Here is a 23,019-nt window from a genome sequence, read left to right on the forward strand (position 1 = left end):
GGCGTCTCTCCGAGGTGTAGGCCGGAGGTTCTCGGGTGAGTCAGTCGCTTGGCCTTGAGAAACCTCAGATCGCCATCACCAGACGGTCGCGGCCCTGTTCCTTGGCGCGGTAGAGGGCGTCGTCGACGCGCTTGAAGAAGGCTTCGGCGCTGGCGTCCTGGGCGGCATCGTAGCTGCCCAGGCCGAGGCTGGCGGTAAGCGGCAGGTGGCGCTGGCCGGGGATGTCGAGGCCGTTGCTGTCGAGGTCGCGCAGGAACACCTCGGCCAGCTCGCGGGCCTGTTCCAGTGGCGTATCGATCATCAGCACGCCGAACTCCTCGCCCCCCAGGCGCAGCAGCGCATCGCTGTCGCGGCGAAACACCAGGCGCATGCGCTCGGCGAAGGCGTGCAGGCAGAGGTCGCCGACCGCGTGGCCGTACTCGTCGTTGATGCGCTTGAAGAAGTCGATGTCGAGCAGTACCAGTGACAGCGGGCTGCCCTGGCGCTGCACGCTGGCGACCATCGCTGGGAACAGGCTGTTGAACTGCAGACGGTTGCCCAGCTGGGTCAGGCTGTCGGTGCGGCTGAGCAGGTCGTAGCGCTCGCGTTGGTCGAGCAACTGCTGCTCCAGGGTCAGGGTGGCGTGGTATTCGCGGTGGCTGCGGTTGAGCGCCAGCAGCAGGTAGCTGAGGTAGAACGCCAGGGTGATCAGGATCGCGCTCTGGCTCTGCCACTGCAGGCCGAGTACCACCAGGCCGGGCAGGTAGAGCAGGAGGATGGCGCCGATGCCGCGAGCCTTGCGCATGGGGAAGTTGAACGCCATCGCGGTGCTGAAGGCCACGGTGCTGAGGGTGGCGATCAGCCGCGAGGGCTCGAACTGCAGGTCGGACCAGGCCCAGGCATGCACCAGGCCCCAGCCCAGCGAGGTGATCAGAATCAGGCTCCAGTGGCGGTCGACCCAGCCGCGCAGTTCGGCTTCGCCGTGGTGCGCCGGCAGCTTGTGTACCAGGCGCAGGCCGAGCATGGCGCAGAAGAACAGGGTGAGGGCGACGCCGCTGAGCGCCATCTCGCCCGGCGCGCGGCTGAACAGCCAGGTGAGCAGCCAGGCCAGCAGGTAGTAGATGCCGCCGAGGCGTGTGCGGATGCGGGTGTCTTGTGCTTCGCGCCAGATGGCGAAGGTGTGTGTCAGGCGCGGCAGATCGGCGTTTGTCATGTGCTGTGATCACAAATACGACGCAGTGAGCATAGCGCCGCGCCTGCGGCGATGGAAGCAAAGTGCTATCGCAGTTGGCAGGCATTTTCCTCACCCCGGACAGCCGGTCAGGAACTCTTTTCTGCCAACTCAATCGAAAGCCCGCGCTAGACGGCGCGGCTTGGTTTTCGCGGAGTTTTCCGGCGGCCAGTCGGATTGCAATAATCCACGGGCAGACTGCCCGTCTCCGCTGTATCCACGAGAAATGACCCTTGATGATCTCCGCTGCGAAGGGGGTGCTAGGACGGCTGCCCGTGTTGAGCCCATGGAAGTGGGCGCTGTTGGCGACACTGCTGGTGCTGGCCTATCAGGTACAGACGCGGCATCTGGATAACCGCCTGTACTTCTGGATCAAGACCTCGTGGCACGAGACCGAATGGCAGGATCGCAGCCTGTGGTTGCCCGAGTACCAGGTGAGCATCGATGCCAAGGTGGTGCCTGGGGTGAGCAACAACCTCTCCGGGCTGACCTACGACGAACGCCGCGACCACCTCTGGGCCGTGCTCAACAACCCGGAAGAACTGCTGGCGATGAGCAAGGATGGCGAAGTCCTGGCGCGCTACCCGCTGAGCGGGTTCAAGGACGTGGAGGGCATCACCTACCTGGGCGACGACCTCCTGCTGCTGACCGAAGAGCGCACCCAGGCGCTGGTGGTGGTGCGGGTGCCGCAGCAGCCAGGGCCGCTGTACCGCGAGGATGGCCGCGCGCTGACCCTGGGCATCCAGCTCGGCGGCAATCAGGGCTTCGAGGGCGCCGGCTACGACCGTGCGCGTGATCGCCTGTTCGTGGTCAAGGAGCATTCGCCGCGCAAGCTCTACGAGATCCGCGGACTGAAGGGCAGCCTGCAGGGCAACTTCAATCTCGAGGTGATCGACCGCGACGAGTGGATCCAGCACAAGGTCTTCGCCACCGACCTGTCCTCGGTACACTTCGATGAGCAGACCGGCCACCTGGCCCTGCTCAGCGACGAATCCAAGCTGCTGCTGGAACTCGATGGCAACGGCAAGCTGATCAGCTTCCGCTCGCTGCTCGGCGGCTTCGCCGGCTTGCGTGACAGCGTTCCGCAGGGCGAGGGCATGACCCTAGACGACCAGGGCAATCTCTACCTGGTCAGCGAGCCCAACCTGTTCTACCGCTTCGAGCGCGGCTGATCAGCCACGGCGGATCAACCACACGCCGCCAATGATCAGTGTCAGCCCGGCGATCTTGCCAAGGCTGATCGGCGCCTCGCGAAAGCCGGCCCAGCCGTGGTGGTCGAGCAGCAGGGCCATGCCCAGTTGCCCGGCCAGCACCAGCGACATGAACAGCAGGGCGCCGATGCGCGGCCCGGCAAAGGCCGCGGTGGCGATGAAGAAGGCCCCCATCAGGCCGCCGCTCCATTGCCACCAGTTGAGGCTTTTCATGGCCGCCAGGCTCGGGACTTCCCGCTGCACGATGACCACCGCCAGCAGCGCCAGCATGCCGACCACGAACGACACCAGAGACGCCGCCAGTACGCTGGACAGGTTCTTCGCCAGCTGGCCGTTGATACCGGCCTGCAGCGGCATCACGGCGCCAGCGAGCAGGGGCAGGGCAAGTAACCACCAAGGGTGCATGTCCATCTCCGTGAACTGAAAGGGGGCGTCAGTATGGGTGAAACGGATCGTTCGGTCAGCTTTGCAGCGGTTTGACGAACTGCACCAGGGCCACGCGTTCGCCGTTCGGCTGCTGGCGTTCGACCACGCCTTCGACCTGATAGCCGAGGCGCGCATAGAGCAGCATGGCCGCGGTGTTGCCGTTGAAGCAGCCGGCCTTGAGCTGGCGGGCGAGGAAGTCGCGGGCGGCCTGCTGCTCCATCACGCCGATCAGGTACTGCGCCACGCCTTGGCTGCGTGCCCACGGCGCGATCATCAGGTTGCCCAGAGCGCAGAATTCGCCGGCCTGGCTCTGGTAGAAGTTGGCGTAGCCGGCGGGGCGCCCGTCGAGCATGGCCAAGGTGCTGCCCTGGCGCTGCGCGAAGGCTTCGCCGAGCTGTTCCGGGGTCAGTGGCCAGTGCGCCCGCGGGAAGGCGTAGAACAGCTCGCTGGCGTTGCGCACGAAACTGCAGACCTCGGCCAGGTCACCGGCCAGGGCGGCGCGGTGTGCGAGGTACTGATCACTCATTGCGGTGGGTACTGCGCCAGCACGCGGGCCACGGTGTTGCGGATCGCGGTTTCGCGCTCGTTCGGCGCGAGCGGTTTGGTGCGCATGACTTCCTCGGCGCTGCCGCGCCAGACCAGCTTGCCGTCCTTGCCGTCGAGCAGGTCGATCTGCAGGGTCGCCACCTTGTAGTCGAGGGTACGCGTCTCGGTCTGGATCGGGCCGCCCCAGCCGCCCCAACCACCCCAGCCGCCGCCCCAGTAACCGCCGCCAAAATTGGTGCTGACCTGCTCCTGGCGCTGGTCGACGATCAGGTAGACCTGCACCTTGAGGTCTGGCGGGTTGCCGGCCTGGGCCGGGCGCAGGCCGCGCTGGTCGAGCTGCTCGCCGACCGCGGCACGCACGCGCTGCTCGGTGAGGTCGCTTTTGATGCGCGGGTCTTCCGGGCGATAGACCAGTGCCGGCTCCTGCCAGGCCCAATCGCGGTAGCCGCCAAAGTCGCGGGTGGCATCGAAATCGCGGTCGACCTGTTGGGTCTGGCAGGCTGCCAGCAGGACGAGGGTGGACGTGAGCAGCAGGCGGACGAGCATGGTCAAAACCTCCGAGGCAGAGCCCCTAGCGAAGCGCATTGCCTGCCAGGCGGCAAGCGGCGCATGTAATCGAATCGTACCGCCGTCAGGACGGCGGGAAGGCGCCGAGGGCCTTGTTCACCGCCTCGCGCAGGGCGTCGGCGCGTTCCGACTGGCTGCCCTCGCTGCGTGCCTCGGCATTGCCGCTCCACACTGGCTGGCCGCTGCGGCCATCGAACATATCGATGCGCACCACGGCGACTTCCACTTCGTAGTTGCGGGTGAGCGGTACGCTGCCGTACATGCCGTAGCGGTCACCATACGGACCATTGCCGTAGTAGCTGCCGTAGTCATCGCGCACCTGGTACTGGCGGCGCTCCAGGCGCAGGTCGGCGCTCACCTGCAGGTCGGCGCTGGCGTTCTGCTGTGCCGGGCGCAGGCCGCGCTGGTCGAGGCTGTTGCTCAGCGCTTCGGCGAGCAGGGCGCTGTCGGCCCAAGCGCTGCCGGCCGGCAACTGGCCGTTGCGCCAGCTCCAGTTGCGGTAGCGCGAATAGTCGCGCGGCGCGGCGGGGTAGGCGCTGCGGTCGAAATGCTCGGCCACGCCGGCAGGGGCGGGCGGCAGTGGGCGTGAGTCGGCGACATAGGGATTGCTGCTCTGACAGGCGACGAGCAGCGGCAGGACGATGAGCGACAACTGGGTTTTCATGGCGGCCTCCGGGGCCGGTCGTACGGCAGTGTGTGGCGCTGATTACAGCGGCCGACAGATCCAGTGTAGATAGCGCCCGAGCCCGGCGAAGGCCGGATGGCGACGGTGCGCCAGCTCCATCTCCAGCAGGTCGGTAACGGCCGCCTTGGCTTGGAATTCGCTCGGCATGTAGTCCTGGAACACGCGCACGCCGCTCTGGCTTTCGACCGTCCAGCGGCCGGCGAGTTGCGCCGCGAGTTCGCGCGGGTCAAGCGGCGCCTGCGGAGTCAGGCTCTGGCCTTCACCGGCGAAACGCGCCTTGCGCAGCTTGCGGAAGTGGCCCTTGAGCAGGTTGCGGTAGATCAGCGCATCCTTGTTGTAGAACGCCAGCGACAGCCAGCCTGCGGGCGTGGTGAGCGCATGCAGCACCGGCAGGATGGCGTGCGGCTCGGCCAGCCATTCCAGCACGGCATGACACAGCACCAGGTCGTAGGGCTGTTCGAGTTGCGCTGGCAGGTCCTGCCAGGGCGCCTGGATGAACTGCGCCGGGACGCCGGCTTCGGCAAAGCGCTGGCGCGCGCCGGCGAGCATCGGCTCGGCCGGCTCGGCCAGGGTCACCTGGTGCCCCTGCTGGGCCAGCCACAGCGACATGTGGCCCAGCCCGGCGCCGATATCCAGCACGCGCAGCGGGCGCGGCGGCAGGGCTTCGGCCAGGTCGGCCTGGAGCACGGCGAGACGAATCGCGCCCTTGGCACCGCCGTAGATCTTCTCGGCGAAGCGGGTGGCGAGTTCATCGAAATGACGGTCGGACATCAGCTGAAGCGCCTTTCGTTATCGGCCAGTTTGGCGCGCACCACCTGCTCCATGTCGATGCCCAGTTCGGCACACAGCAGCAACAGATAGAGCACCACGTCGCCGACTTCCTGGCCGGCGTGCTCGCGCTGCGCGGCATCGAGCTGACGTGACTGGTCTTCGCTCAGCCACTGGAAGATTTCCACCAGCTCGGCCATTTCCACGCTGGCGGCCATGGCCAGGTTCTTCGGGCTGTGGAAGCCGCGCCAGTCGTTGCGGTCGCGAATGGCGTGCAGGCGCTGGGTGAGTTCGGTGAGGTTCATCGGTAATTCCGCAGGCCGGTCGGCCTGAGTTGAGCGGGGTGGCGGCGGCGTGTGACGCGCCGTCGCCAGTTTGACACGAGAGGGGCGTGGGGGCGTTTGCTCACGCGCTGCGGCTGCGGCCGGGCAGGCCCGGATGCGCGCAGCGCGTGAAGAGGCGCTTACGGGTAGCCGGTCTCGTTGGGGTTCGGCAGCACTTCGATCACGCGCCAGATCGACGAGTAGACGCTTTCCTGGGAGAAGGTCACACGGCCCTGGCCCTTGTACAGATTGACGATGCGCGCGACGTCCTTGCCCTTGAAGTTGAAGGGGATCCAGGCCTTGCCGGTCTGGTGCGAGTAGGTGGCGGTCGGCGCGCCGATCAGGGCGTTGACTTCATCTTGCGTCATGCCGTTGACCACGCTGCTGAACGAGCCCTTGCCCTGCGCCGGTGCGGCGGCCTGGGCGACCGGTTGCGCGGCGGCGGTGCTGCTGCCGGCGCCGGCACGGTAGCGGGCCAGGTTGACGCTGCCCGGGGCGAAGGCCGCACCGCTAGCGCTCAGGCCGTCGGCAGCCTTGCCGCAGTGACGCGACAGCTTGCGGTTGCCGGATTCGGCGACCTGGCTGAGCAGGTTCTTGTAGCGACCGTTACCGGACGCGCCGATGGCCTTGCACACCCAGGCGTAGGCATCGGCCTCGGAGTTGCTGGTGGCAGTACGGTACTTCTGCGACAGCACTTCGGCAGCGACGTCGAGCACTTCCTGGTCGCGATAGCCGGTGTGGTAGATGCTCTGCGCGGCCTGGCTGACCGATACCGGGCCGCCTTGCAGCAGCTGGTCGATGTAGCGCTGGCCGGTCGGATCGACGGCGTGGGCCTGGAAGCTGGCGCAGGCCAGGGTGGCGGCGATCACCAAAGCGGATCCCTGTTTCATGGGTAAAGTCCTTTGTTGTGGCGTGTTGGCTGTGACCGACCCCGGCGTCGGCGTGCGGAGTCTGCGCGCCACCTTATCGTCTGCGGCGGCAAAGGCCAAGCGCGCCTCGGCGCCTGTGCCCGTGCGGGTTGAAAAGCTGGAACTGATCGACAGGTAGGCCCCGCGCAGGTGGCTGACGAACGGCTGGGCGGCTGGCGCTACGGAATTTTTCGCGTGGCAGGCTGAACCACTGTGCAGCGCCTTTACTCAACAGCAGGCGGTGCTGCGTGCGACCAGCCCCTTGCTGAGGAACTGCTGAATGGACGACATGCTCGACCGGCCGGATCGGCCACTGGTGCTGGTGGTGGACGACACGCCGCAGAATCTGGAGCTGATGGGCGAACTGCTGGCCGACACCTACCGGGTCAAGGTCGCAGACAACGGCCCTGAAGCGCTGCGCATCGCCAGCAGCGCGGAGCCGCCGGACCTGATCCTGCTCGACATCATGATGCCGCGCATGGACGGCTACGAAGTCTGTCGCAGGCTCAAGGCTGCGCCGGGCAGCCGCGATATCCCGGTGATCTTCCTGACCGCCAGGAACCAGGAACAGGACGAACAGCACGGCTTCGATCTCGGCGCGGTGGACTACATCACCAAGCCCGTCAGCCCGCCGCTGTTGCTTGCGCGCTTGAGTGCGCACCTGCAGCTCAAGGCCAGTGCCGATTTCCTGCGCGACAAGAGCGAATACCTGCAGCTGGAAGTGCGCCAGCGCACACGCGCCATCGAGCGCCTGCAGGAGGTGACCATCGAGGCCATGGCCAGCCTCGCCGGCATGCGCCATAACCCGCGCGGCCGTCATCTGGCGCGAATCGAACCATACATGGTGCGTCTGGCCAGGGCGCTGGCCAACCAGCAGCCGGACCTCGCCGACACCCTGACGGCGGCGCGCATCGCCCAGCTGGGCAAGTCGGCGCTGCTGCACGGCATCGGCACGCTGGTGCTGCCGGACCGCATCCTGCTCAGCCCGGCGCCGCTGGACGAGGCCGATACCGCGTTGCTGCACCGTCACGCCGAAGCCGGGCGCGCGGCGCTGGAAGCGGCCGAGGCCAAGCTCGGCAGCGCCACCGATTTTCTGCGTGACGCCCGCGACATCGTCTACAGCCAGCACGAGCACTGGGAGGGCAGCGGTTATCCGCAAGGCCTGCGCGGCGAGCAGATCCCGCTGGCCGCGCGGCTGATGGCGCTGGTCGGCTGCTATGAGGAGCTGACCAGCCATCATCCTTATCGCCCGTCGGTGAGCCACGCCGAGGCGCTGGCGCAGATCAGTGTGGCCAGCGGTACACGCTTCGACCCCTCGGTGGTACTGGCCTTCATCGGTGCTGCCGAGGAGTTCGCCGCGATCGCCCGGCACTTGGCCGAAGACGCCGCGGCGATCAGCTGTGAACTGCAGCGTCTGGACGATTCGCTGGGAGAAAGCATCGAGCTGACCCTGCCGCCGGGCTGATGCGCTGCGGCGGCCCTCGTCCGGGGCTGGGGCGTGGGATCAGGCGCCGGGGCGCCAATCCAGGCTCAGCGCTTCCTGCCAGGCGAAGCGCTCGAAGTGGCTGGCCACCACGCCCTGCATCTTCTCCAGGTTTTCGCGGCTGTCGCTTTCCACGCGCAGGGTCAGGCCGTTGGCGTCGGCCTGCAGCAGGCTGAGGCCGAAGGGGAATTCGATACGGCCCTGCTGCTCGTCGTAGCTGACCGGGATCTTGTGGGCGAAATGCTTGCACAGGCGGCCGATGTAGCGTCCCGGGGTGGCAGTGACGACATGGGCGCTGGCGTTGAGGGTGGTCATGGCTGTGCTCCTCGGGCGGCCCGCATCGTGGCGGGCCGCGCCTGATCAGTAGGCGACGGTGAAACGCTGGCGGATGTGCTGCGGCTGCTCGGTTTCATCGAGCAGGGCCACGGCCAGGTCGGCCACGGAAATGCGCGCCGGCTCTTCGCCATTCATCAGCAGCTGCTCGCCACCGATGCGGAACTGGCCAGTGCGCGGGCCGGGCTCGAGCAGGGCCGCGGGGGAAAGGAAGGTCCACTGCAGTGTCTGTTCGTCGCGCAGGGCTGCAAGGGCCTGGCGCGCGCCCTCGGCGCCTTCCTTGTATTCGGCGGGGAAGTGCGGGGTGTCGATCAGCTGCAGGCCCGGTGCGACGTACAGGCTGCCGGCACCGCCGACCACCAGCAGGCGCGGCACGCCGGCCTGCTTGCTGGCCGCGACGATGCTGGCGCTGCCACGCAGGAACTGCTCGCGGATATCGGCCTCACCCCAGCCCGGGTTGTAGGCGCTGAGCACGGCGTCGTGGCCGGCGAGGGCGGCTGCCAGCGTGGCGCTGTCCTGCACGTCGACTTTGCGTGCCTGCAGCGCCGGATGCGGCTGCAGTTTCTCCGGGTGACGAACCAGTGCAGTCACCTGATGACCACGGTTGAGGGCTTCTTCGAGCAGGGCGCTGCCAACGAAGCCGGTAGCGCCGATCAGGGCGAGTTTCATGGGTGCATCCTCGTGTGTGCGATGGACTGCATGATCCCAGCTGGATAAACCCGGGAAAAAGAGCCCTAATGTGCTTGAACAATTAAGCAGGGCTTACGAATGGAGCAGCTCAAGCGCATGGCGGTGTTCGCCACTGTGGTCGACAAGGGCTCGATGGTTGCCGCGGCCGCGGAGCTGGGCATGACGCCCTCGGCAGTCAGTCAGCAGATTCGCAAGCTGGAAGAAGGCACCCAGGTCAGCCTGCTGCACCGCACCACGCGCAAGCTGACCCTGACCGAGGCCGGCGCCAGCTTCTACCAGAGCTGCGCACAGATCCTCCAGCTTGCCGAGCAGGCGGAGCAGCGCCTGGCTGAACTGCGCGATGCGCCGGTGGGTGAGCTGCGCATCGCGGCGCCGGTGGGCTTCTCCGGGCACCTGATCACCGATGCCCTGGCGCCGCTGCTGCGCGCGCATCCGGGCCTGAGCCTGCGGCTGTTCTTCCACGACGAGCAGATCGACCTGGTCGAGCAGCGCATCGACCTGGCCATCCGTGTCGGCGCGCAGGAGGACTCCAGCCTGGTCGCCCGGCATCTCGGCGACTGGCGCATGCTGCTGTGCGTGGCGCCTACCTACCTGGCGCGTTGTGGTGTCGTTCACAGTCCCGAGCAATTGTCGGCGCTGGACTGGTTGAGCCTGAACCATGACCGCGCTCAGCACCTCAATCTTGTGTGTGGTGACGGCAGCAGCCAGCGCCTGCGCATCGAAAGCCGCGTGGCGTGCAACAACATCCTCTCGGTCAGGCAGTTCACCCTGGCCGGCATGGGCGTCTCGGTGCAGCCGGAGCCGGAAATTCGCGAGGAGCTGGCGCGTGGCGACCTGCTGGTGCTGCTGCCGGACTGGCAGCCGGCGCCGGTCGGCATCTACATCGTCACCCCGCGCCGTGACGCGCAGCCGGCCAAGGTGCGCTACGCCATCGAGGCCCTGCGGCGCAGCCTGCTCGGTCGCTGATGTGGGCGAGCGCGTCGTATTGCCGTATAACGGCAACATCCCATGCACCCTTTTCCGACAGGACCCGTAGTCAACGCAATGAAGACCCCGAAACGCCTGGAACCCGTGCTTGAAGATGGTTTGATCGACGAGGTCATCCGCCCGCTGATGAGCGGCAAGGAAGCCTCGGTTTATGTGGTGCGCTGCGGCAACGAGCTGCGTTGTGCCAAGGTCTACAAGGAGGCCAATAAACGCGGCTTCCGCCAGGCCGCCGAATACCAGGAAGGGCGCAAGACGCGTAACAGCCGCGACGCCCGGGCGATGGCCAAGGGCAGCAAGCATGGCCGCAAGGAACAGGAAGAAGCCTGGCAGAACGCCGAGGTGGCGGCGCTGTTCCGCCTGGCTGCGGCCGGTGTGCGCGTGCCCAAGCCGTTCGACTACATGGACGGCGTGCTGCTGATGGAACTGGTTGATGACGGCGCCGGCGATGTTGCGCCACGCCTCAACGATGTCGACCTGTTGCCCGAAGATGCCCGCGAATTCCATGCCTTCATGATCGGCGAGATCGTCAAGATGCTCTGCGCCGGCCTGGTCCACGGCGACCTCTCGGAATTCAACGTGCTGCTCGGCCCGGAAGGCCCGGTGATCATCGACCTGCCGCAAGCGGTTGATGCGGCGGCCAACAACCACGCCTTCAGCATGCTCGAGCGCGACGTGCGCAACATGGCCGAGTATTTCGGCCAGTTCGCCCCCGAGCTGCTCTACACCAAGTACGCCAAGGAAATGTGGGCGCTCTACGAGGACGGCGAGCTGACCCCGGAAAGCCCGCTCACCGGCGAGTTTGACGAACCGGAAGAAACCGCCGACGTCGATGCGGTGATGCGTGAGATCAAGGCCGCCCTGGCCGAGCAGCAGCGCCTGGAGGCCCTGCGCAACGCCGAGGATGCGCCGCGCGATGAGCCGCCTCCACCGCCGTGGGCGCAGTGATCGATTGACCTGGCCACCAACGAAAACGCCCGCTGATGCGGGCGTTTTCTTGGGTGCATCCGGTTGTAGCCCGGATCATTCCGGAACGCTGGTATTCGGTGCAGGCGTGCCTGTTTTCTCGTCGAGATCATCCCAGCCCTCTCCCGGAGGGTGAGGGAGAAAAGACAGCCCCGCCGATCCGGGCGCTGGCGTTTACCAGCGGTAGGCCACACCGGCGGTGATCTGCCGCTCGGCGCCGTAGAAGGCGGCGTAGGTGTAGTTCACATAGTCCTCGTCGGTCAGGTTGCTGGCGTTGAGGGTCAGGTCCCAGGGGCCGACTTCGTAGCCGAGCATGGCGTCGACCAGGGTGTAGGACGGCGCGACGATCTCGGTGTTGAACAGGCCGGGAATCTCGTCGACGTAACGTACGCCGGCACCCGCGCGCAGCTGCCCGGGGCCGACCTGGCCGAAGCGGTAGTCGCCCCAGACGGAGAGCATGTTGCGTGGCATGCCGCCGGTCTTCTGGCCTTCGTTGCCGGTGTTGCTCCTGGTCACCTCGGCCTTGGTGTAGGCGTAGGAGGCGGTGATGCTGGCGTTGCTGCCGATATCGGCCTTGGCTTCCAGTTCCAGGCCGCGTGAGCGCACTTCGCCGGTCTGCACCTGGAAGTTGGTGTCCACCGGATCGGTGGTCAGCAGGTTGCTGCGGGTCAGCTGGTAGAGCGCGGCGGAGTACAGGGCGTTGCTGCCGGGCGGCTGGTAGCGGATCCCCAGCTCGTATTGCTCGCCTTCGGTGGGGTCGAAATCCTGGCCGGCACGGCTGCGTCCTGCCTGGGGTTCGAAGGATTCGCTATAGCTGACGAAGGGCGCGAGGCCGTTGTCGGCGAGGTAGACCAGGCCCATGCGCTTGGTGAAGGCGTCGCTGTCCTGGCGGGAGCTGTAGTCGTTGTACAGCGCGTCTTCCTTCTGCTTGGCCCAGTCCTGGCGGCCGCCGAGCAGCAGCACCCATTTCTCGTCGAACTTGATCTGGTCCTGCAGGTACACGCCGCTTTGGCGAGTGCGGTTCCTGGAGCTGTACGGCGCAGGGCCTGTGGGCGTGAAGGTGCCGCCGTAGATCGGGTTGAAGATGTTCAGCGGGGTCAGGTCGTAGTTGTAGCGGTCGGTCTTCAGGTGGCGATCGCCATAGTCGACGCCCGCCAGCAAGGTCTGCTCGACACGCTCGTGGTGGAAGCGCGCCTCCAGCTGGGTGTCGACGACGAAGTTGCGCGAGTCGTCGACGCGGTCCTGGGCGCCGCGCGCCACCGTGGTCATCTGCGGGTCGGTGAAACCGTCGATCGATACCGACGGCATGTCGTTCTCGGATTCGAAATAGCGCAGGTTCTGGCGCACCTTGAAGTCGTCGTTGAAGGCGTGCTCGAAGCGGTAGCCGACGTCCCAGGCGGTGATCACCGATTTGTCGTAGCCCGGCTCGCCGAGGAAGGTGTGGCGGGAGATATGGCCGTTGGGGTTGGGCAGCACTGTGCCTTCTGCCGGCAGGCCGTAGACGTAGGCGGAGGTGCTTTTCTGGTAGGTGGCCAGCAGGGTCAGGCGGGTGGCCTCGTTGGGCTGCCAGGTGATCGACGGGGCGATGTAGGTGCGGTCGTCCGGCACGTGGTCGGTGGTGGTGTCGCTCTTGCGCTCCAGCGCGGTGAAGCGGTAGCTGAGGGTATCGCTCAGCGCGCCGCCGTGGTCGGTGGATAGCTGATGGCGGTCGTTGCTGCCGGTCTCGGCCTTGATCTCGTGCAGCTCCTCGCGGGTCGGCAGCTTGCTCACCACGTTGATGATGCCGCCCGGCGCGGCCTGGCCGAACAGCACCGAGGAGGCGCCGCGCAGCACTTCCACGCGCTCCATGCCGTAGGGCTCCTGCGAGCCGTCGTAGATGTTGCTCATGTAGCGCATGCCGTCGCGGTAAGTGCTGCCGCTGATCTGGAAACCGCGCAGAACGAAGGAGTCAGTCAGGCGGTCGTCGGCTTCGGTGGCGATCACTCCGGCGGTGTAGCCGAGCACGTCGCGCAGGCTCTTGGCGTTGATGGCGCTGATCTGGTCGCGGGTCACCACGGAGATCGACTGCGGCGTTTCGATGATTGGCGTGTCGGTCTTGGTGCCGGTGCTGGCGGCCTTGGCCACATAGCCGGCGACGCTGCCGTAGGCCGACTGCACGCCGCGGGCGTTGACGTTGAGTTCGGACAGGTTGAGCGCGCCGGTCTGCACGGGGCGCTGCAAGGTCAGGGTGGTGGCCGAGCTGCGGCTGTAGGTCAGGCCGCTGCCGGCGAGCAGTTGCTGCAGGGCCTGTTCGGCGCTGAGGTGACCATTGACGGCGGGTGCGTTGCCGCCGAGTTCTTCATCGGCCGTGCGCAGCACCGCAATGCCGGTGGTGGCGGTGAAATCGCCGAGGGCATCGAGCAGCGGCTGGGCGGCGATGGCGAAGTGGAAGCGCTGGGCGCTGGCCTGCTCGGCCACCGCGCTGGTGCTGGTTTCGGCATGGCTCGGCGCGGCGATCACGGTGAGCAGGGCGCTGGCCAGCAGCGTACGGGCGAGCGATGGCCCGTGCGGGGCGCGGCGGATAGGCATGGTGGTCTCCCCCAAGGAGTCAGTCTGGCAAATGCGAATTGTTCGCTGCCAACACAACGGGCGAGCGGCGGGGTTCCCTCATGTCTTTTTGAAAAAAACCTTCGGGGCTGTGTTGAGGGTGGATTGGCAGGCGCTATCCACGGCACCGCTTCCCTCACCGTGCTCCGCTCTGTAGGGCGAGGGGCTTGATTGAGGGCGGGATTGAGCGCGGAGCCTATCAACACCTCGAGGCGAACTCCTCTGCCGCCGGGAGCGGGCAGGGGTGAGGGGCGTCGACCAGAGACAGCGCCTAGCGATGAACCAGCAACGCCAACCCGGGAATTCGCGTGGTCTTCAGCTGCAGGCTGGAGGTCAGCGCGTCCAGCAGTGCCTGCGGGTCATTGGCGCGGAAGGTGCCGGACAGGCGCTGCTGGCGCAGCGAGTCATCGAGCAGCAGCACCGGCGCATGGCCCATGCGCTGCAGGCTGTCGACCACCTCGCCGAGTGTGGCACGGTCGAAGATCAGCAGGCCGCGTTGCCAGGCGAGGGCGCGGGAGCTGTCCACCGTCAGTGGGCCGCTGAGCTGTCCGCCGTGACGTCGCGCCTGCTGGCCTGGGGTCAGGGTAACGGCCTGGTTGGAGCTGGCATCGCGCACTTCGACGCGCCCGCGCATGACGGTGACGCGTTGCTCGGCGCCGGTGGCGTCGACGGCGAAGGCGGTGCCCAGCACGCGGGTGCTCAGTTGCGTGCTGTGGACGATGAAGGGGCGCTGCGAGTCGTGGCTGACATCGAACCAGGCGCGGCCACGCAGCAGGCGGACGTTGCGCTGATCGGCACGCAGGTCGACGTCCAGCGCGCTGTCGGCGTCGAGCAGTACGCGGCTGCCATCGTCCAGGGTCAGCTGGCGCTGCTCGCCGGGGGCGCTGGCGTAGTCGGCGCCGGCGCGCTGCAGCAGGCCGGGATCGCGCCAGGTGCCGATCGCCACCGCCAGTAGCAGGCTGCAGGCCACGGCGAGCGCCGGGCCGCGCAGCCAGCGCAGGTGCAGGGCATGCCGCGACGGGCGGTGCCAGCCCGTGTCGGCCAGACGCGTGGCCGGCTCGCGGAGCTTCTGCCAGAGCAGTTCGACCTCGTGGAAGGCTTCGGCGTGAAGCGGGTCGCTGTCCAGCCAGCGGCGGAAGTCGATGCGTTCACTGGCCGGCAGCTGCGGGTTCTGCAGGCGCACGTACCAGGTCGTCGCCGTCTGCTGACGGTCGAGGCTGGCCTGCTGTTCGGGCGAGGTCTTCACGATGGATGGTTCTCGCTGGATGGTGCAGTTACAACGTGCGACACCGCTGCAATCCTCATTGCCGCTCCCGTTGGCAGTGCTGCAGGGCGCGGATCATGTCTTTTTCCACGGTGCTCAGGGAGACGCCGAGTTGGCTGGCGATGGTGGCATACGGCAGGCCATCGACGCGACTGAGAAGGAACACCTGCTGGGTGCGGCGCGGCAGTTTGCGCAGGCGCAGGAACAGCGCGTCCAGCTCCTGGCGGGCGGCGGCCTGTACGTCCAGATCGCTGCCAGGCTGCTCGTCGTCGACCTGTTGCTGCACGTAGCGGCTGCGCACGTGGCGGGCACGCAGGTGATCGAGCGCGAGGTTCTGCGCGGTGCGGAACAGCAGGCCGCGGTCGCCATCGCCGAGCTGACGGTCCCACAGGCGCAGGAAGGTGTCCTGGGCCAGGTCCTCTGCCGTGCTGCGGTCGCCGACGATACGCCGGATCAGCTGCAACAGGCGGGTCTGTTCGCGCAGGTAGAGAGAGAGGAAGGGCGACGACTTGCTCATGGCGTGCTGCGAGCCGCGTGATGAAAGTGGATGCGAGAATAATTCAGGTGAGATTCATTCTCAATTGATTTTCATCGAGCGCGCGGCAAAGTGTTACTCGGCAACTGTATTCATGCCGGCGCGCGGGCAACTGTTAGTGTGCATGGACCAGGTTTTCGGAGTCCGTCATGTCGCCGCTGCATATCCTTCTCGCCCTGCTGGTCACCCTGATCTGGGGCCTGAATTTCGTGGTGATCAAGGTCGGCCTGGAGGATTTTCCGCCGCTGCTGTTCTGCGCCCTGCGCTTCGCCCTGGCGGCGCTGCCGCTGCTGGTTCTGCGCGGGCCGTTGCCGGCGCCCTGGTGGCGTATCGTGCAGATCGGCCTGCTGCTCGGGGTGATCAAGTTCGGCATGCTCTTCGTTGGCATGCACATGGGCATGCCGGCGGGGCTGTCTTCGCTGGTGCTGCAGAGCCAGGTGTTCTTTACCGTGGTGATTGCCGTGCTGTTCCTCGGTGAGCGGCCCCGGCCAGCGGCGTTGGCCGGACTGTTGCTGGCCAGCGTCGGCCTGGTGCTGATTGGCGTGCAGCGACCGCTGGGCGACAGCCTGCTGGCCTTCGGCCTGGTGGTGGCTGCAGCACTGGCCTGGGCGTTCGCCAACATCGCCACCAAACGCTCCGGTGCCAGCGACATGCTGCGGCTGATCTGCTGGGTCAGCCTGGTGCCGCCGCTGCCGTTGCTGGGCCTGTCCTACCTGTTCGAGGGGCCGCAGGCCATCGGCGATGCACTGCAGCACATCAGCTGGCGCGGCATTGGCGCACTGCTGTTCATCGCTTTCTTCGCCACCACCCTGGGCTTCGCCATCTGGAGTTTCCTGCTGCGCCGCTACCCGGCCAGCCAGGTCACGCCGTTCGCCCTGGCGGTGCCGGTGTCCGGGTTGCTGGCGGGCTGGCTGCTGCTCGGCGAGTCGTTGTCGACCCAGGGCTGGCTGGCCTGCGCGCTGGTGTTCGGCGGCCTGGCGATCACCGTTCTCCCGGCTGGATGGTTCCGTCGAGGTAGTCGCACACCAACTGGCTGAGCCAGTCCATGAACACCTGCACGCGCTTCGACAGGTTGCGCCGGTGCGGGTACAGCAGCGACACCGGCATCGGGGCGGGGCGGTACTCGGGGAGCACGTCGACCAGCCGGCCGCTGGCCAGGTAACCGCGAATGCCGGCCACCGGCACCTGGATGATGCCGAGGCCGGCCAGGCAGGCCTGGGTGTAGGCATCGGTGCTGTTCACCGTCAGCGCGCCGGGCATCTCGAGGCAGCGCGGCGTGCCGCTCTCCACGAACTCCCAGCCGATCGGCTTCGCGCCTAGGGTCAGCACGTAGTGCACCAGGCGATGCTGCGCCAGGTCGGTGAGGCTGCGCGGTGTGCCGAAGCGCTGCAGGTAGTCCGGGCTGGCGCAGTTGATCTGCTCCATCAGCCCCAGCGGGCGGGCGATCAGTGCGGCGTCCGCCAGGCTGCCGACACGCACCACGCAGTCGAAGCCCTCGCGTACCAGGTCGACCTTGTGATCGGTGCAGCTCAGTTCCAGCTCCAGGTGCGGGTGCGCGGCGAGAAAGGCCGGCAGGTGCGGCAGGACCAGGTCGCGGGCCAGGGACTGAGCCATGTCGACGCGCAGGCGGCCGCGCAGCTGGCCGGCGTCGCGCTGGAACATTGCGGTGATCTCGTCGGCGTCGGCCAGCAGGTCCTTGCAGCGCTCGTAGCAGGCCTGGCCGTCCTGGGTCAGCTGCACACGGCGGGTGGTGCGGTGCAGCAGGCGCACACCGAGGTGATTCTCCAGGCCCTGTACCAGGCTGGAGACGCTGGCCTTGGGCTGGCCGAGGCTTTCGGCGGCGCGGGTGAAGCTGGCCAGCTCGGCGACGCGGACGAACGCGAGCATGGCGTGGAGGCGATCCATGGCGATTCACTGTTATTGATTCATGGACAGTCTAAACAGGAATGGCTGATTTATCTGGCTATCGTCGACCAATAGTCTGTGCCTCGTCAGTCACTTCCTTCGACGAGGACTCCAGCATGAGCAAGATCACTCTCATTACCGGTGCCAGCCGCGGCCTGGGCAAGAACGCCGCCCTGCACCTGGCCCGCCAGGGCCACGACCTGATCCTGACCTACCACAGCAACCAGGCCGAGGCCGACGCGGTGGTGGCGCAGATCCACGCCCTCGGCCGCCAGGCGGTCGCCCTGCAGCTGGACGTGGGACGCCGCGCCAGCTTCGCCGACTTCGCCGAGCGGGTGCGCCTGGCGCTCGGAGCCACCTGGCAGCGCGACAGCTTCGATGCGCTGGTGAACAACGCCGGCATCGGCATCCACACCTCGTTCGCCGAAACCAGCGAGGAGCAGTTCGACCTGCTGATGAACATCCACCTCAAGGGCACGTTCTTCCTCACCCAGAAACTGCTGCCGCTGCTGGCCGACGGCGGGCGCATTCTCAATGTGTCCAGTGGGCTGGCGCGCTTCTCCCTGGCGGGCTACGCCGCCTACGCGACCATGAAAGGCGGGGTCGAGGTGCTGACCCGCTACCTGGCCAAGGAGCTGGGCGAGCGTGGCATCCGCGCCAACACCATCGCCCCCGGCGCCATCGAGACCGACTTCGGCGGCGGTGCGGTACGCGACAACCGCCAGCTCAACGCGGCCATCGCCGGGCAGACCGCGCTGGGTCGGGTCGGCCTGCCGGACGATATCGGCAACGCCATCACGCTGCTGCTCTCCGAGGAGGCGGGCTGGATCAACGCGCAGCGCGTGGAGGTGTCCGGCGGCATGCTCGTCTGAGTCATCTGCATGTGCGGATGTGCCCCGATCCACGGTTGGGTCGAGGGCACATTCGTGGGGGTCGTTCGCACCTGAGAAAACACCTCCGGCGCAGTGATTTTCGTTATTGCTAGAATTCCCTGCGGCCCAGCAACCACGCGGCTTTGCGTTAATACGAATCGCTCCGGCGAGCGCGGCATTTTGCTGCTTGACCATTGCGCTGCAAGAGCCGAAGCTGCCGCCCTGAATGATCTTTTTGTGGGAGCCGAGTCATGAAGGGCGCGACCGAAGTCGTCGATTATCTGCGGGATCTGCTGCGTGGCGAGCTGGCCGCGCGCGATCAGTATTTTCTGCATTCGCGGATGTACCAGGACTGGGGCTTCGCCAAGCTCTTTGAACGGATCAACCACGAGATGGAGGAAGAGACGCAGCACGCCGACGCCTTGCTGCAGCGCATCCTGTTCCTCGAGGCCACACCGGACATGACCCCGAAAGCGATGCACCCCGGCAGCACCGTGCCGGACATGCTGCGCTCCGATCTCAAGCTCGAGTACGAAGTGCGTGCCGCGCTGGCCAAGGGCATCGAGCTGTGCGAGAAGCACGGCGACTACATGAGCCGCGACATCCTCGTGCTGCAACTCAACGACACCGAGGAAGACCACGCCTACTGGCTGGAACAGCAGCTCGGCTTGATCGACCGCGTCGGCCTGCAGAACTACCTGCAATCGCAGGCCTGATCGCACATCACGCGAACCAAAAAGGGCGCCACAAGGCGCCCTTTTTCTTGCCCGGTTTTCAGAACGCCAGGCGTACGCCGAGGGTGGCGTTGCGCGGTGTGCCGTAATAGCTGCTGCCCGACGTGCTTGTGTAGTACTTCTCGTCCAGCAGGTTGTTGAGGTTGGCAGTGACGCTCAGCTGCTTGGTCAGCGGGTAGCGCGCCATCACATCGACGAGCGCGTAATCACCTTGGGTGAAACGCACCGAGCGCGGCCCCTGCTTGACGCTGTAGATCTCGCTCTGCCAGTTGACGCCGCCACCGAGGGTCAGGCCGTTGCCGACACTGTGCAGGGTGTAGGTGGTGAACAGCTTGACGGTGTTCTGCGGCACGTTGGTGTTGAGTTTGTTGCCGTTGGCATCCTGGACGATATTGCGGCTGAAGCTGGCCATGGCCTGCCAGGCCGGTGCCAGCTCGCCGGAAATCTCCAGCTCGACGCCGCGGGTCTTGGTCCCTGATTCGGCGCGGTATGCTGCAGTACCGTCAGGCGCGAACAGGGCTCCGTCGCGCACCGCGAGGTTGTCCTGCTTGATCTCGTACAACGCCAGGCCGAGGTTCAGGCGGTCGTCGAAGAACGCCGCCTTGCTGCCCACTTCGAAACCGTTGCCTTCGAGCGGGTCGAGGTAGGTGCCAGTGACGGTCATGCTGTTCTGCGGCTTGAAGATGCTGGTGTAGCTGGCATACAGCGACCAGTGCTGGTCGAGGTCGTAGACCACGCCGGCAAACGGTGTGGTAACGCCGGTCTCCTGGCGCTGGACGTTGGTGTCGGCGCTGCTGTAGCGGTCGGTCTCGATGGTGTTTTCCCAGTTGCTGACACGTACGCCAAGGACGAAGGACAGGTCGTCGGTTGCGCGCAAACGCGTGCTGGCGTAGCTGGCGCTCTGGTTCTCTTCGTAGTCGATACGGCTGGTGGCCGGCATCACGGGTTCGGCGGGCGAGCTGCCATCCCACTCGTAGATGTCGGGGATGGCGCTGCTCCAGCCGGTGAAGTACCACAGCGGGTAGCCGTTGGTGCGGTACTCGGTGTGCTGGCGGGTGTAGCCGAACACGGCGTCGTGTTCCAGGCCCCAGAGGTCGAAGTTGCCGGCGACGTTGATGTCGGCGCTGGTCTGCACCGGCTTGGCGGCCCAGCGTCCGGCCCACAGGTTCACGCCGGCACCGGTGGCCGGGTTGGCGTTGCCGCCGGCAGCGTAGCCAAGCACCTCGTCGTATTCGTAGCGGTCACGGTTGACGGTCAGCTTGGCTTTCCAGCGCTCGTTGAGGGCGTGTTCCAGGGTGGTGAAGCCGGTGGTGAAGTGGCGCTTGGAATAGGCCCAGGTGGCGGCGGCGGAGTCCGAGCGCGACCACCTGGCCAGGCTGCCGTCGCTGTTGAACAGCGGGCGACCGCTGCGCGCGTGGTCGTCGGCGTCGTGGGACTGCGAATCCATGCCGACGGTCAGCAGGGTGTCGGGCGTCAGGTCGGCTTCGATGATGCCGTAGAAGATCTTCTTGCGTTCGTTGAAGCGGTCGATGTTCGACTCGTTTTCCTGATAGGCGCCGACCAGGCGACCGCGCAGGGTGCCGTCTGCATTCAGCGGGCCGGCGACATCCGCTTCGGTGCGCGAGTAATCCCAGCGGCCGATGTCCTGCTTGACCGAGGCCTGGAAGTGCGGTGTCGGGCGCTTGCGGATCATGTTCAGGGTGGCGCCAGGGGTGCCCACGCCGTTGGTCAGGCCGGTGGCGCCGCGAATAATCTCGACGCGGTCATAGAGGGCCATGTCGTTGCTCTGGGCGACCGACTTGTAGTTGCTGTCCAGGCGTTGCAGGCCGTCGACCTGGTAGTTCTCCACCATGAACCCGCGCGAGTAGATGCCGCTGGAGTCCGAGCCGGCGTTGCCGCCCTGGTTGATGCTTAGCCCCGGCGTCTGCTTGACCACATCCAGCAGCTGGGTGAGGTTCTGGTCATCCATGCGCTGGCGGGTGAACACGCTGACCGATTGCGGGGTCTCGCGAAGCGTCAGCGGCAGCTTGGTCGCGGTGGCGGTCGATCCGCTGGTGTAGGAACCGGTGCCCTCGGTGGTCGCGCCGAGGCCGCTGCCGTTGATGCTGGTGGCGCCCAGTTCCAGGGCGGAGCCGGACGGCTGGCTGATGACCAGGGTGTTGCCGCTCTGCTGATAGTTCAGGCCGCTGCCGGAAAGCAGCTGCGCGAGGGCGTCCAGTGGTTCGATTTCGCCCTGCACGGCGGGTGCAGTGAGGCCAGCGGTGAGGCTGCTGTCCACGGCGATGGTCAGCTTCCCCGAGTTGGCGCAGCGAGGTGGCCAGCGGTTGTGCCGGCAGGTCTAGGGTGATGGGTTCGGCCAGTGCCTGGCCGGTAACGGCGAAGGCCACGGCCGCCACCAGGGCGCGCAATGAGAACGGAGAGAGCATCGGAAACTACCTTGCAGAGGAAAAGTTGGCTTGTGTGCCCCTGACGCGGCAGGTCGGCCATTTCCTGATGTTGCTTGTGAGAATTATTCCCGATGCCGACCAGTGGTCGTTTCAGCGTGGGTGCAACAGCGTGCCGTTTGCGTGCTGCTCCACGCGCACGGCAGCGATATGCGGCAGGGCAGTGAGGAAGCCTTCGATGTCGTCGAGCTGAACCACGGCGCTGATCCGCGGGCTGGGCCGCCCGGCATCGAGCGCGCGCACCGGCTGCTGGCGGTAGCGCGACAGGCTGGCGGCGATCTCGGTGAGGTCGGCATTGTCGAACACCAGGTTACCGCGCTCGAAGGCGAAGGCGTCGCTGGCCGATTGCGTCAGGCGCCTGAGGCTGCCATCGGCGAGGACTTCGAGCACTTCGCCCTGGCGCAGCTGCACGACCTGCCCTAGCTGGCGAATGCTGTCGACCTGCACCAGGCCATGATCGACGGCCACGCGCAGGCGGTCCGGCAAACGGTTCACCGCGAAGCGTGTGCCGAGCACGGTGACCCGTGCCAGGCTGCTGTCGACCACGAATGGGCGTTGCGGATTGCGTGCGACCTCCAGTGCCAGCTCGCCTTCGTCCAGCTGGACGTGGCGCTGCGCGACGTCGTACCGCACCGCTACCTGAGTGGCCGCATTCAGGTGCAGGTGGCTGCCGTCTTGCAGGTCGACGCTGCGCTGCTCGCCGATGGCGGTCTGCAGGTTCAGCTCCAGTGGCCCCTGGCAATGGAGATGCCAAGCGAAGGTGCCAGCGGCGAGCAGGACCACGCCAGCCACCGCACCACTCAGGCGCGTGCGCCGGCTGCGTTGCTGGCGTCGCTCCAAGGCCTGGGCCAGGGCCTCGCTGCGCTGGGTGGAAGAAAAGTCATCCCACAGATCGCGAAAGGCCTGGTACTCGCGGGCATTCTCCGGAGCGGCCGCGAGCCAGTGCTCGAACGCCTCGCGCTGTGGCGCTGCGTCCTTGTTCTGCAGGCGAGAGAACCAGCGGGCGGCCTGTTCGCGGGCAGTCATGGTTCGAGCAGCTCGCGGGCATTGCGCAGGTCGAGCAGGGCACGCATCAGGTGACGCTCGACCATGTTCAGGCTGATGCCCAGGCGCTCGGCGATTTCGCGTTGCGGGCAGCATTCGATACGCGCGAGCCAGAACACCTCGCGGCAGCGTGGCGGCAGGCAATCGAGAATGCGCTGCAGGGCGTGCAGGCGCTGCTGGATATCGAGCAGGTGCTCGGCGGATGGCGCCAGGGCACTGCCTTGAGCGGAGTCGGTGAACTCCGCCTGATCATCGGGAAGCTCGCAGTAGCGCGCCCCCTTGCGGAAATGGTCGATCAGCACCGAATGCGCAACCCGCCGCAGGTAGGCGTTGGGTTGGGCAATGGGTTGCTGGTGCTGAGCGAGGGCAAAGCGCAGCAAGGCATCGTGCAGCACGTCGTAGGCGCGTTGCACGCAACGGGTCTGGCGACTGAGGCTGAGCAGCAGGTCGCTGTAGGCCCAGCGCAGGTCGATGCCTTGCCAGTTCATAGTTGTGCTCATACAAAGGCCGGCAGGTGCCGGCCTTTGTTGTCGCT

At 66.6% G+C, this 23,019-nt stretch carries 25 protein-coding genes; 8 read left to right on the forward strand and 17 right to left on the reverse strand.

The genetic code is table 11. The annotated features are described in order from the left end of the window. Positions 1-64: 64 nt before the first annotated feature. Entirely contained in the window at positions 65-1,192 is a 1,128-nt protein-coding gene (locus tag IB229_RS21370; RefSeq protein WP_192331956.1) for a GGDEF domain-containing protein, read from the reverse strand. Between the two features lie 254 nt (positions 1,193-1,446). Between IB229_RS21370 and IB229_RS21375 the strand changes: the two genes are divergently transcribed. Next, positions 1,447-2,382, forward strand: coding sequence for an SdiA-regulated domain-containing protein (locus tag IB229_RS21375; protein ID WP_192331957.1), 936 nt, complete (start codon positions 1,447-1,449; stop codon positions 2,380-2,382). On the opposite strand, the gene IB229_RS21380 is transcribed toward IB229_RS21375, so the two are convergent. The 7 genes from IB229_RS21380 to IB229_RS21410 all read right to left on the reverse strand — a co-directional run bounded on the left by IB229_RS21380 (position 2,383) and on the right by IB229_RS21410 (position 6,626). After that, positions 2,383-2,832 carry a DMT family transporter gene (locus IB229_RS21380; protein WP_192331958.1) on the reverse strand — a complete coding sequence of 150 codons (450 nt, stop codon included), beginning with the start codon at positions 2,830-2,832 and terminating at the stop codon, positions 2,383-2,385. A 49-nt stretch (positions 2,833-2,881) separates the two neighbouring features. Continuing rightward, positions 2,882-3,373: a GNAT family N-acetyltransferase gene (locus IB229_RS21385; RefSeq protein WP_192331959.1), complete on the reverse strand. Its 492-nt coding sequence runs from the start codon at positions 3,371-3,373 to the stop codon at positions 2,882-2,884. Continuing rightward, positions 3,370-3,939 (reverse strand): DUF4136 domain-containing protein, encoded by a 570-nt coding sequence (locus tag IB229_RS21390; RefSeq protein WP_192331960.1) that lies wholly within the window; start codon positions 3,937-3,939, stop codon positions 3,370-3,372. Before IB229_RS21390 ends, IB229_RS21385 begins: the two co-directional genes overlap by 4 nt. A gap of 85 nt (positions 3,940-4,024) precedes the next feature. After that, positions 4,025-4,624 (reverse strand): DUF4136 domain-containing protein, encoded by a 600-nt coding sequence (locus tag IB229_RS21395; protein WP_192331961.1) that lies wholly within the window; start codon positions 4,622-4,624, stop codon positions 4,025-4,027. A gap of 42 nt (positions 4,625-4,666) precedes the next feature. Next, on the reverse strand, positions 4,667-5,416 hold the full coding sequence (locus IB229_RS21400; RefSeq protein WP_192331962.1) for a methyltransferase domain-containing protein: 750 nt from the start codon (positions 5,414-5,416) through the stop codon (positions 4,667-4,669). Next, a complete protein-coding gene (locus IB229_RS21405; RefSeq protein ID WP_192331963.1) occupies positions 5,416-5,718 on the reverse strand; it encodes a nucleotide pyrophosphohydrolase in 303 nt (100 codons plus the stop codon). Before IB229_RS21405 ends, IB229_RS21400 begins: the two co-directional genes overlap by 1 nt. A gap of 158 nt (positions 5,719-5,876) precedes the next feature. Beyond that, positions 5,877-6,626: a hypothetical protein gene (locus IB229_RS21410; protein WP_192331964.1), complete on the reverse strand. Its 750-nt coding sequence runs from the start codon at positions 6,624-6,626 to the stop codon at positions 5,877-5,879. On the opposite strand from IB229_RS21410, the gene IB229_RS21990 reads away from it, so the two are divergent. Both IB229_RS21990 and IB229_RS21415 read left to right on the forward strand, forming a co-directional pair. Continuing rightward, a complete protein-coding gene (locus IB229_RS21990; protein ID WP_225579286.1) occupies positions 6,625-6,783 on the forward strand; it encodes a hypothetical protein in 159 nt (52 codons plus the stop codon). The two genes, IB229_RS21410 and IB229_RS21990, sit on opposite strands and share 2 nt — an antisense overlap. A gap of 141 nt (positions 6,784-6,924) precedes the next feature. Then, positions 6,925-8,109: a two-component system response regulator gene (locus tag IB229_RS21415; protein WP_192331965.1), complete on the forward strand. Its 1,185-nt coding sequence runs from the start codon at positions 6,925-6,927 to the stop codon at positions 8,107-8,109. 39 nt (positions 8,110-8,148) lie between these two features. On the opposite strand, the gene IB229_RS21420 is transcribed toward IB229_RS21415, so the two are convergent. Then, positions 8,149-8,442: a DUF2218 domain-containing protein gene (locus IB229_RS21420; RefSeq protein WP_192331966.1), complete on the reverse strand. Its 294-nt coding sequence runs from the start codon at positions 8,440-8,442 to the stop codon at positions 8,149-8,151. Between the two features lie 45 nt (positions 8,443-8,487). Next, on the reverse strand, positions 8,488-9,129 hold the full coding sequence (locus IB229_RS21425; protein ID WP_192331967.1) for an NAD(P)-dependent oxidoreductase: 642 nt from the start codon (positions 9,127-9,129) through the stop codon (positions 8,488-8,490). Between the two features lie 99 nt (positions 9,130-9,228). On the opposite strand from IB229_RS21425, the gene IB229_RS21430 reads away from it, so the two are divergent. Both IB229_RS21430 and IB229_RS21435 read left to right on the forward strand, forming a co-directional pair. Beyond that, positions 9,229-10,116 (forward strand): LysR family transcriptional regulator, encoded by an 888-nt coding sequence (locus IB229_RS21430; RefSeq protein WP_192331968.1) that lies wholly within the window; start codon positions 9,229-9,231, stop codon positions 10,114-10,116. Between the two features lie 78 nt (positions 10,117-10,194). Continuing rightward, positions 10,195-11,082, forward strand: a complete 888-nt coding sequence (locus tag IB229_RS21435; RefSeq protein WP_192331969.1) for a PA4780 family RIO1-like protein kinase — start codon at positions 10,195-10,197, stop codon at positions 11,080-11,082. 192 nt (positions 11,083-11,274) lie between these two features. Here IB229_RS21435 and IB229_RS21440 read toward each other — a convergent pair whose 3' ends face one another. The 3 genes from IB229_RS21440 to IB229_RS21450 all read right to left on the reverse strand — a co-directional run bounded on the left by IB229_RS21440 (position 11,275) and on the right by IB229_RS21450 (position 15,467). Beyond that, positions 11,275-13,668, reverse strand: a complete 2,394-nt coding sequence (locus IB229_RS21440; RefSeq protein WP_192331970.1) for a TonB-dependent siderophore receptor — start codon at positions 13,666-13,668, stop codon at positions 11,275-11,277. Between the two features lie 289 nt (positions 13,669-13,957). Beyond that, a complete protein-coding gene (locus IB229_RS21445) occupies positions 13,958-14,932 on the reverse strand; it encodes a FecR family protein (RefSeq protein ID WP_192331971.1) in 975 nt (324 codons plus the stop codon). Positions 14,933-14,987: 55 nt separating this feature from the next. Beyond that, positions 14,988-15,467 carry an RNA polymerase sigma factor gene (locus tag IB229_RS21450; RefSeq protein WP_192331972.1) on the reverse strand — a complete coding sequence of 160 codons (480 nt, stop codon included), beginning with the start codon at positions 15,465-15,467 and terminating at the stop codon, positions 14,988-14,990. Positions 15,468-15,634: 167 nt separating this feature from the next. Between IB229_RS21450 and IB229_RS21455 the strand changes: the two genes are divergently transcribed. After that, positions 15,635-16,522 carry an EamA family transporter gene (locus tag IB229_RS21455; protein ID WP_192331973.1) on the forward strand — a complete coding sequence of 296 codons (888 nt, stop codon included), beginning with the start codon at positions 15,635-15,637 and terminating at the stop codon, positions 16,520-16,522. Here the strand turns inward: IB229_RS21455 and IB229_RS21460 are convergent. Next, on the reverse strand, positions 16,467-17,390 hold the full coding sequence (locus IB229_RS21460; RefSeq protein WP_192331974.1) for a LysR family transcriptional regulator: 924 nt from the start codon (positions 17,388-17,390) through the stop codon (positions 16,467-16,469). The two genes, IB229_RS21455 and IB229_RS21460, sit on opposite strands and share 56 nt — an antisense overlap. Before the next feature lie 116 nt (positions 17,391-17,506). Here IB229_RS21460 and IB229_RS21465 point away from each other — a divergent pair, with 116 nt between their 5' ends. Together IB229_RS21465 and bfr are read left to right on the forward strand one after the other, a co-directional pair. After that, positions 17,507-18,262: an SDR family NAD(P)-dependent oxidoreductase gene (locus IB229_RS21465; RefSeq protein ID WP_192331975.1), complete on the forward strand. Its 756-nt coding sequence runs from the start codon at positions 17,507-17,509 to the stop codon at positions 18,260-18,262. A gap of 251 nt (positions 18,263-18,513) precedes the next feature. After that, on the forward strand, positions 18,514-18,978 hold the full coding sequence (bfr, locus tag IB229_RS21470) for a bacterioferritin (protein ID WP_192331976.1): 465 nt from the start codon (positions 18,514-18,516) through the stop codon (positions 18,976-18,978). A gap of 58 nt (positions 18,979-19,036) precedes the next feature. Here the strand turns inward: bfr and IB229_RS21475 are convergent, their stop codons facing one another. The 3 genes from IB229_RS21475 to IB229_RS21485 form a co-directional block, all read right to left on the reverse strand. Then, entirely contained in the window at positions 19,037-21,274 is a 2,238-nt protein-coding gene (locus tag IB229_RS21475) for a TonB-dependent siderophore receptor (RefSeq protein ID WP_192331977.1), read from the reverse strand. A 259-nt stretch (positions 21,275-21,533) separates the two neighbouring features. Next, positions 21,534-22,466, reverse strand: coding sequence for a FecR family protein (locus IB229_RS21480; RefSeq protein ID WP_192331978.1), 933 nt, complete (start codon positions 22,464-22,466; stop codon positions 21,534-21,536). Next, positions 22,463-22,972 carry an RNA polymerase sigma factor gene (locus IB229_RS21485; protein ID WP_192331979.1) on the reverse strand — a complete coding sequence of 170 codons (510 nt, stop codon included), beginning with the start codon at positions 22,970-22,972 and terminating at the stop codon, positions 22,463-22,465. Before IB229_RS21485 ends, IB229_RS21480 begins: the two co-directional genes overlap by 4 nt. Positions 22,973-23,019 lie beyond the last annotated feature (47 nt).

The sequence above is a fragment of the Pseudomonas sp. PDM14 genome, from assembly GCF_014851905.1.
Classification (GTDB): domain Bacteria; phylum Pseudomonadota; class Gammaproteobacteria; order Pseudomonadales; family Pseudomonadaceae; genus Aquipseudomonas.

Coding starts and splice junctions, on each gene's coding strand:
- IB229_RS21435 (WP_192331969.1), top strand. CDS start 10,195: ATGAAGACCCCGAAACGCCTGGAACCCGTGCTTGAAGATGGTTTGATC.
- IB229_RS21465 (WP_192331975.1), top strand. CDS start 17,507: ATGAGCAAGATCACTCTCATTACCGGTGCCAGCCGCGGCCTGGGCAAG.
- IB229_RS21440 (WP_192331970.1), bottom strand. CDS start 13,668: ATGCCTATCCGCCGCGCCCCGCACGGGCCATCGCTCGCCCGTACGCTG.
- IB229_RS21420 (WP_192331966.1), bottom strand. CDS start 8,442: ATGACCACCCTCAACGCCAGCGCCCATGTCGTCACTGCCACCCCGGGA.
- IB229_RS21375 (WP_192331957.1), top strand. CDS start 1,447: ATGATCTCCGCTGCGAAGGGGGTGCTAGGACGGCTGCCCGTGTTGAGC.
- IB229_RS21400 (WP_192331962.1), bottom strand. CDS start 5,416: ATGTCCGACCGTCATTTCGATGAACTCGCCACCCGCTTCGCCGAGAAG.
- IB229_RS21485 (WP_192331979.1), bottom strand. CDS start 22,972: ATGAACTGGCAAGGCATCGACCTGCGCTGGGCCTACAGCGACCTGCTG.
- IB229_RS21455 (WP_192331973.1), top strand. CDS start 15,635: ATGTCGCCGCTGCATATCCTTCTCGCCCTGCTGGTCACCCTGATCTGG.
- IB229_RS21405 (WP_192331963.1), bottom strand. CDS start 5,718: ATGAACCTCACCGAACTCACCCAGCGCCTGCACGCCATTCGCGACCGC.
- IB229_RS21425 (WP_192331967.1), bottom strand. CDS start 9,129: ATGAAACTCGCCCTGATCGGCGCTACCGGCTTCGTTGGCAGCGCCCTG.
- IB229_RS21410 (WP_192331964.1), bottom strand. CDS start 6,626: ATGAAACAGGGATCCGCTTTGGTGATCGCCGCCACCCTGGCCTGCGCC.
- IB229_RS21430 (WP_192331968.1), top strand. CDS start 9,229: ATGGAGCAGCTCAAGCGCATGGCGGTGTTCGCCACTGTGGTCGACAAG.
- IB229_RS21480 (WP_192331978.1), bottom strand. CDS start 22,466: ATGACTGCCCGCGAACAGGCCGCCCGCTGGTTCTCTCGCCTGCAGAAC.
- IB229_RS21395 (WP_192331961.1), bottom strand. CDS start 4,624: ATGAAAACCCAGTTGTCGCTCATCGTCCTGCCGCTGCTCGTCGCCTGT.
- IB229_RS21385 (WP_192331959.1), bottom strand. CDS start 3,373: ATGAGTGATCAGTACCTCGCACACCGCGCCGCCCTGGCCGGTGACCTG.
- IB229_RS21380 (WP_192331958.1), bottom strand. CDS start 2,832: ATGGACATGCACCCTTGGTGGTTACTTGCCCTGCCCCTGCTCGCTGGC.
- bfr (WP_192331976.1), top strand. CDS start 18,514: ATGAAGGGCGCGACCGAAGTCGTCGATTATCTGCGGGATCTGCTGCGT.
- IB229_RS21415 (WP_192331965.1), top strand. CDS start 6,925: ATGGACGACATGCTCGACCGGCCGGATCGGCCACTGGTGCTGGTGGTG.
- IB229_RS21390 (WP_192331960.1), bottom strand. CDS start 3,939: ATGCTCGTCCGCCTGCTGCTCACGTCCACCCTCGTCCTGCTGGCAGCC.
- IB229_RS21990 (WP_225579286.1), top strand. CDS start 6,625: ATGGGTAAAGTCCTTTGTTGTGGCGTGTTGGCTGTGACCGACCCCGGC.
- IB229_RS21460 (WP_192331974.1), bottom strand. CDS start 17,390: ATGGATCGCCTCCACGCCATGCTCGCGTTCGTCCGCGTCGCCGAGCTG.
- IB229_RS21450 (WP_192331972.1), bottom strand. CDS start 15,467: ATGAGCAAGTCGTCGCCCTTCCTCTCTCTCTACCTGCGCGAACAGACC.
- IB229_RS21370 (WP_192331956.1), bottom strand. CDS start 1,192: ATGACAAACGCCGATCTGCCGCGCCTGACACACACCTTCGCCATCTGG.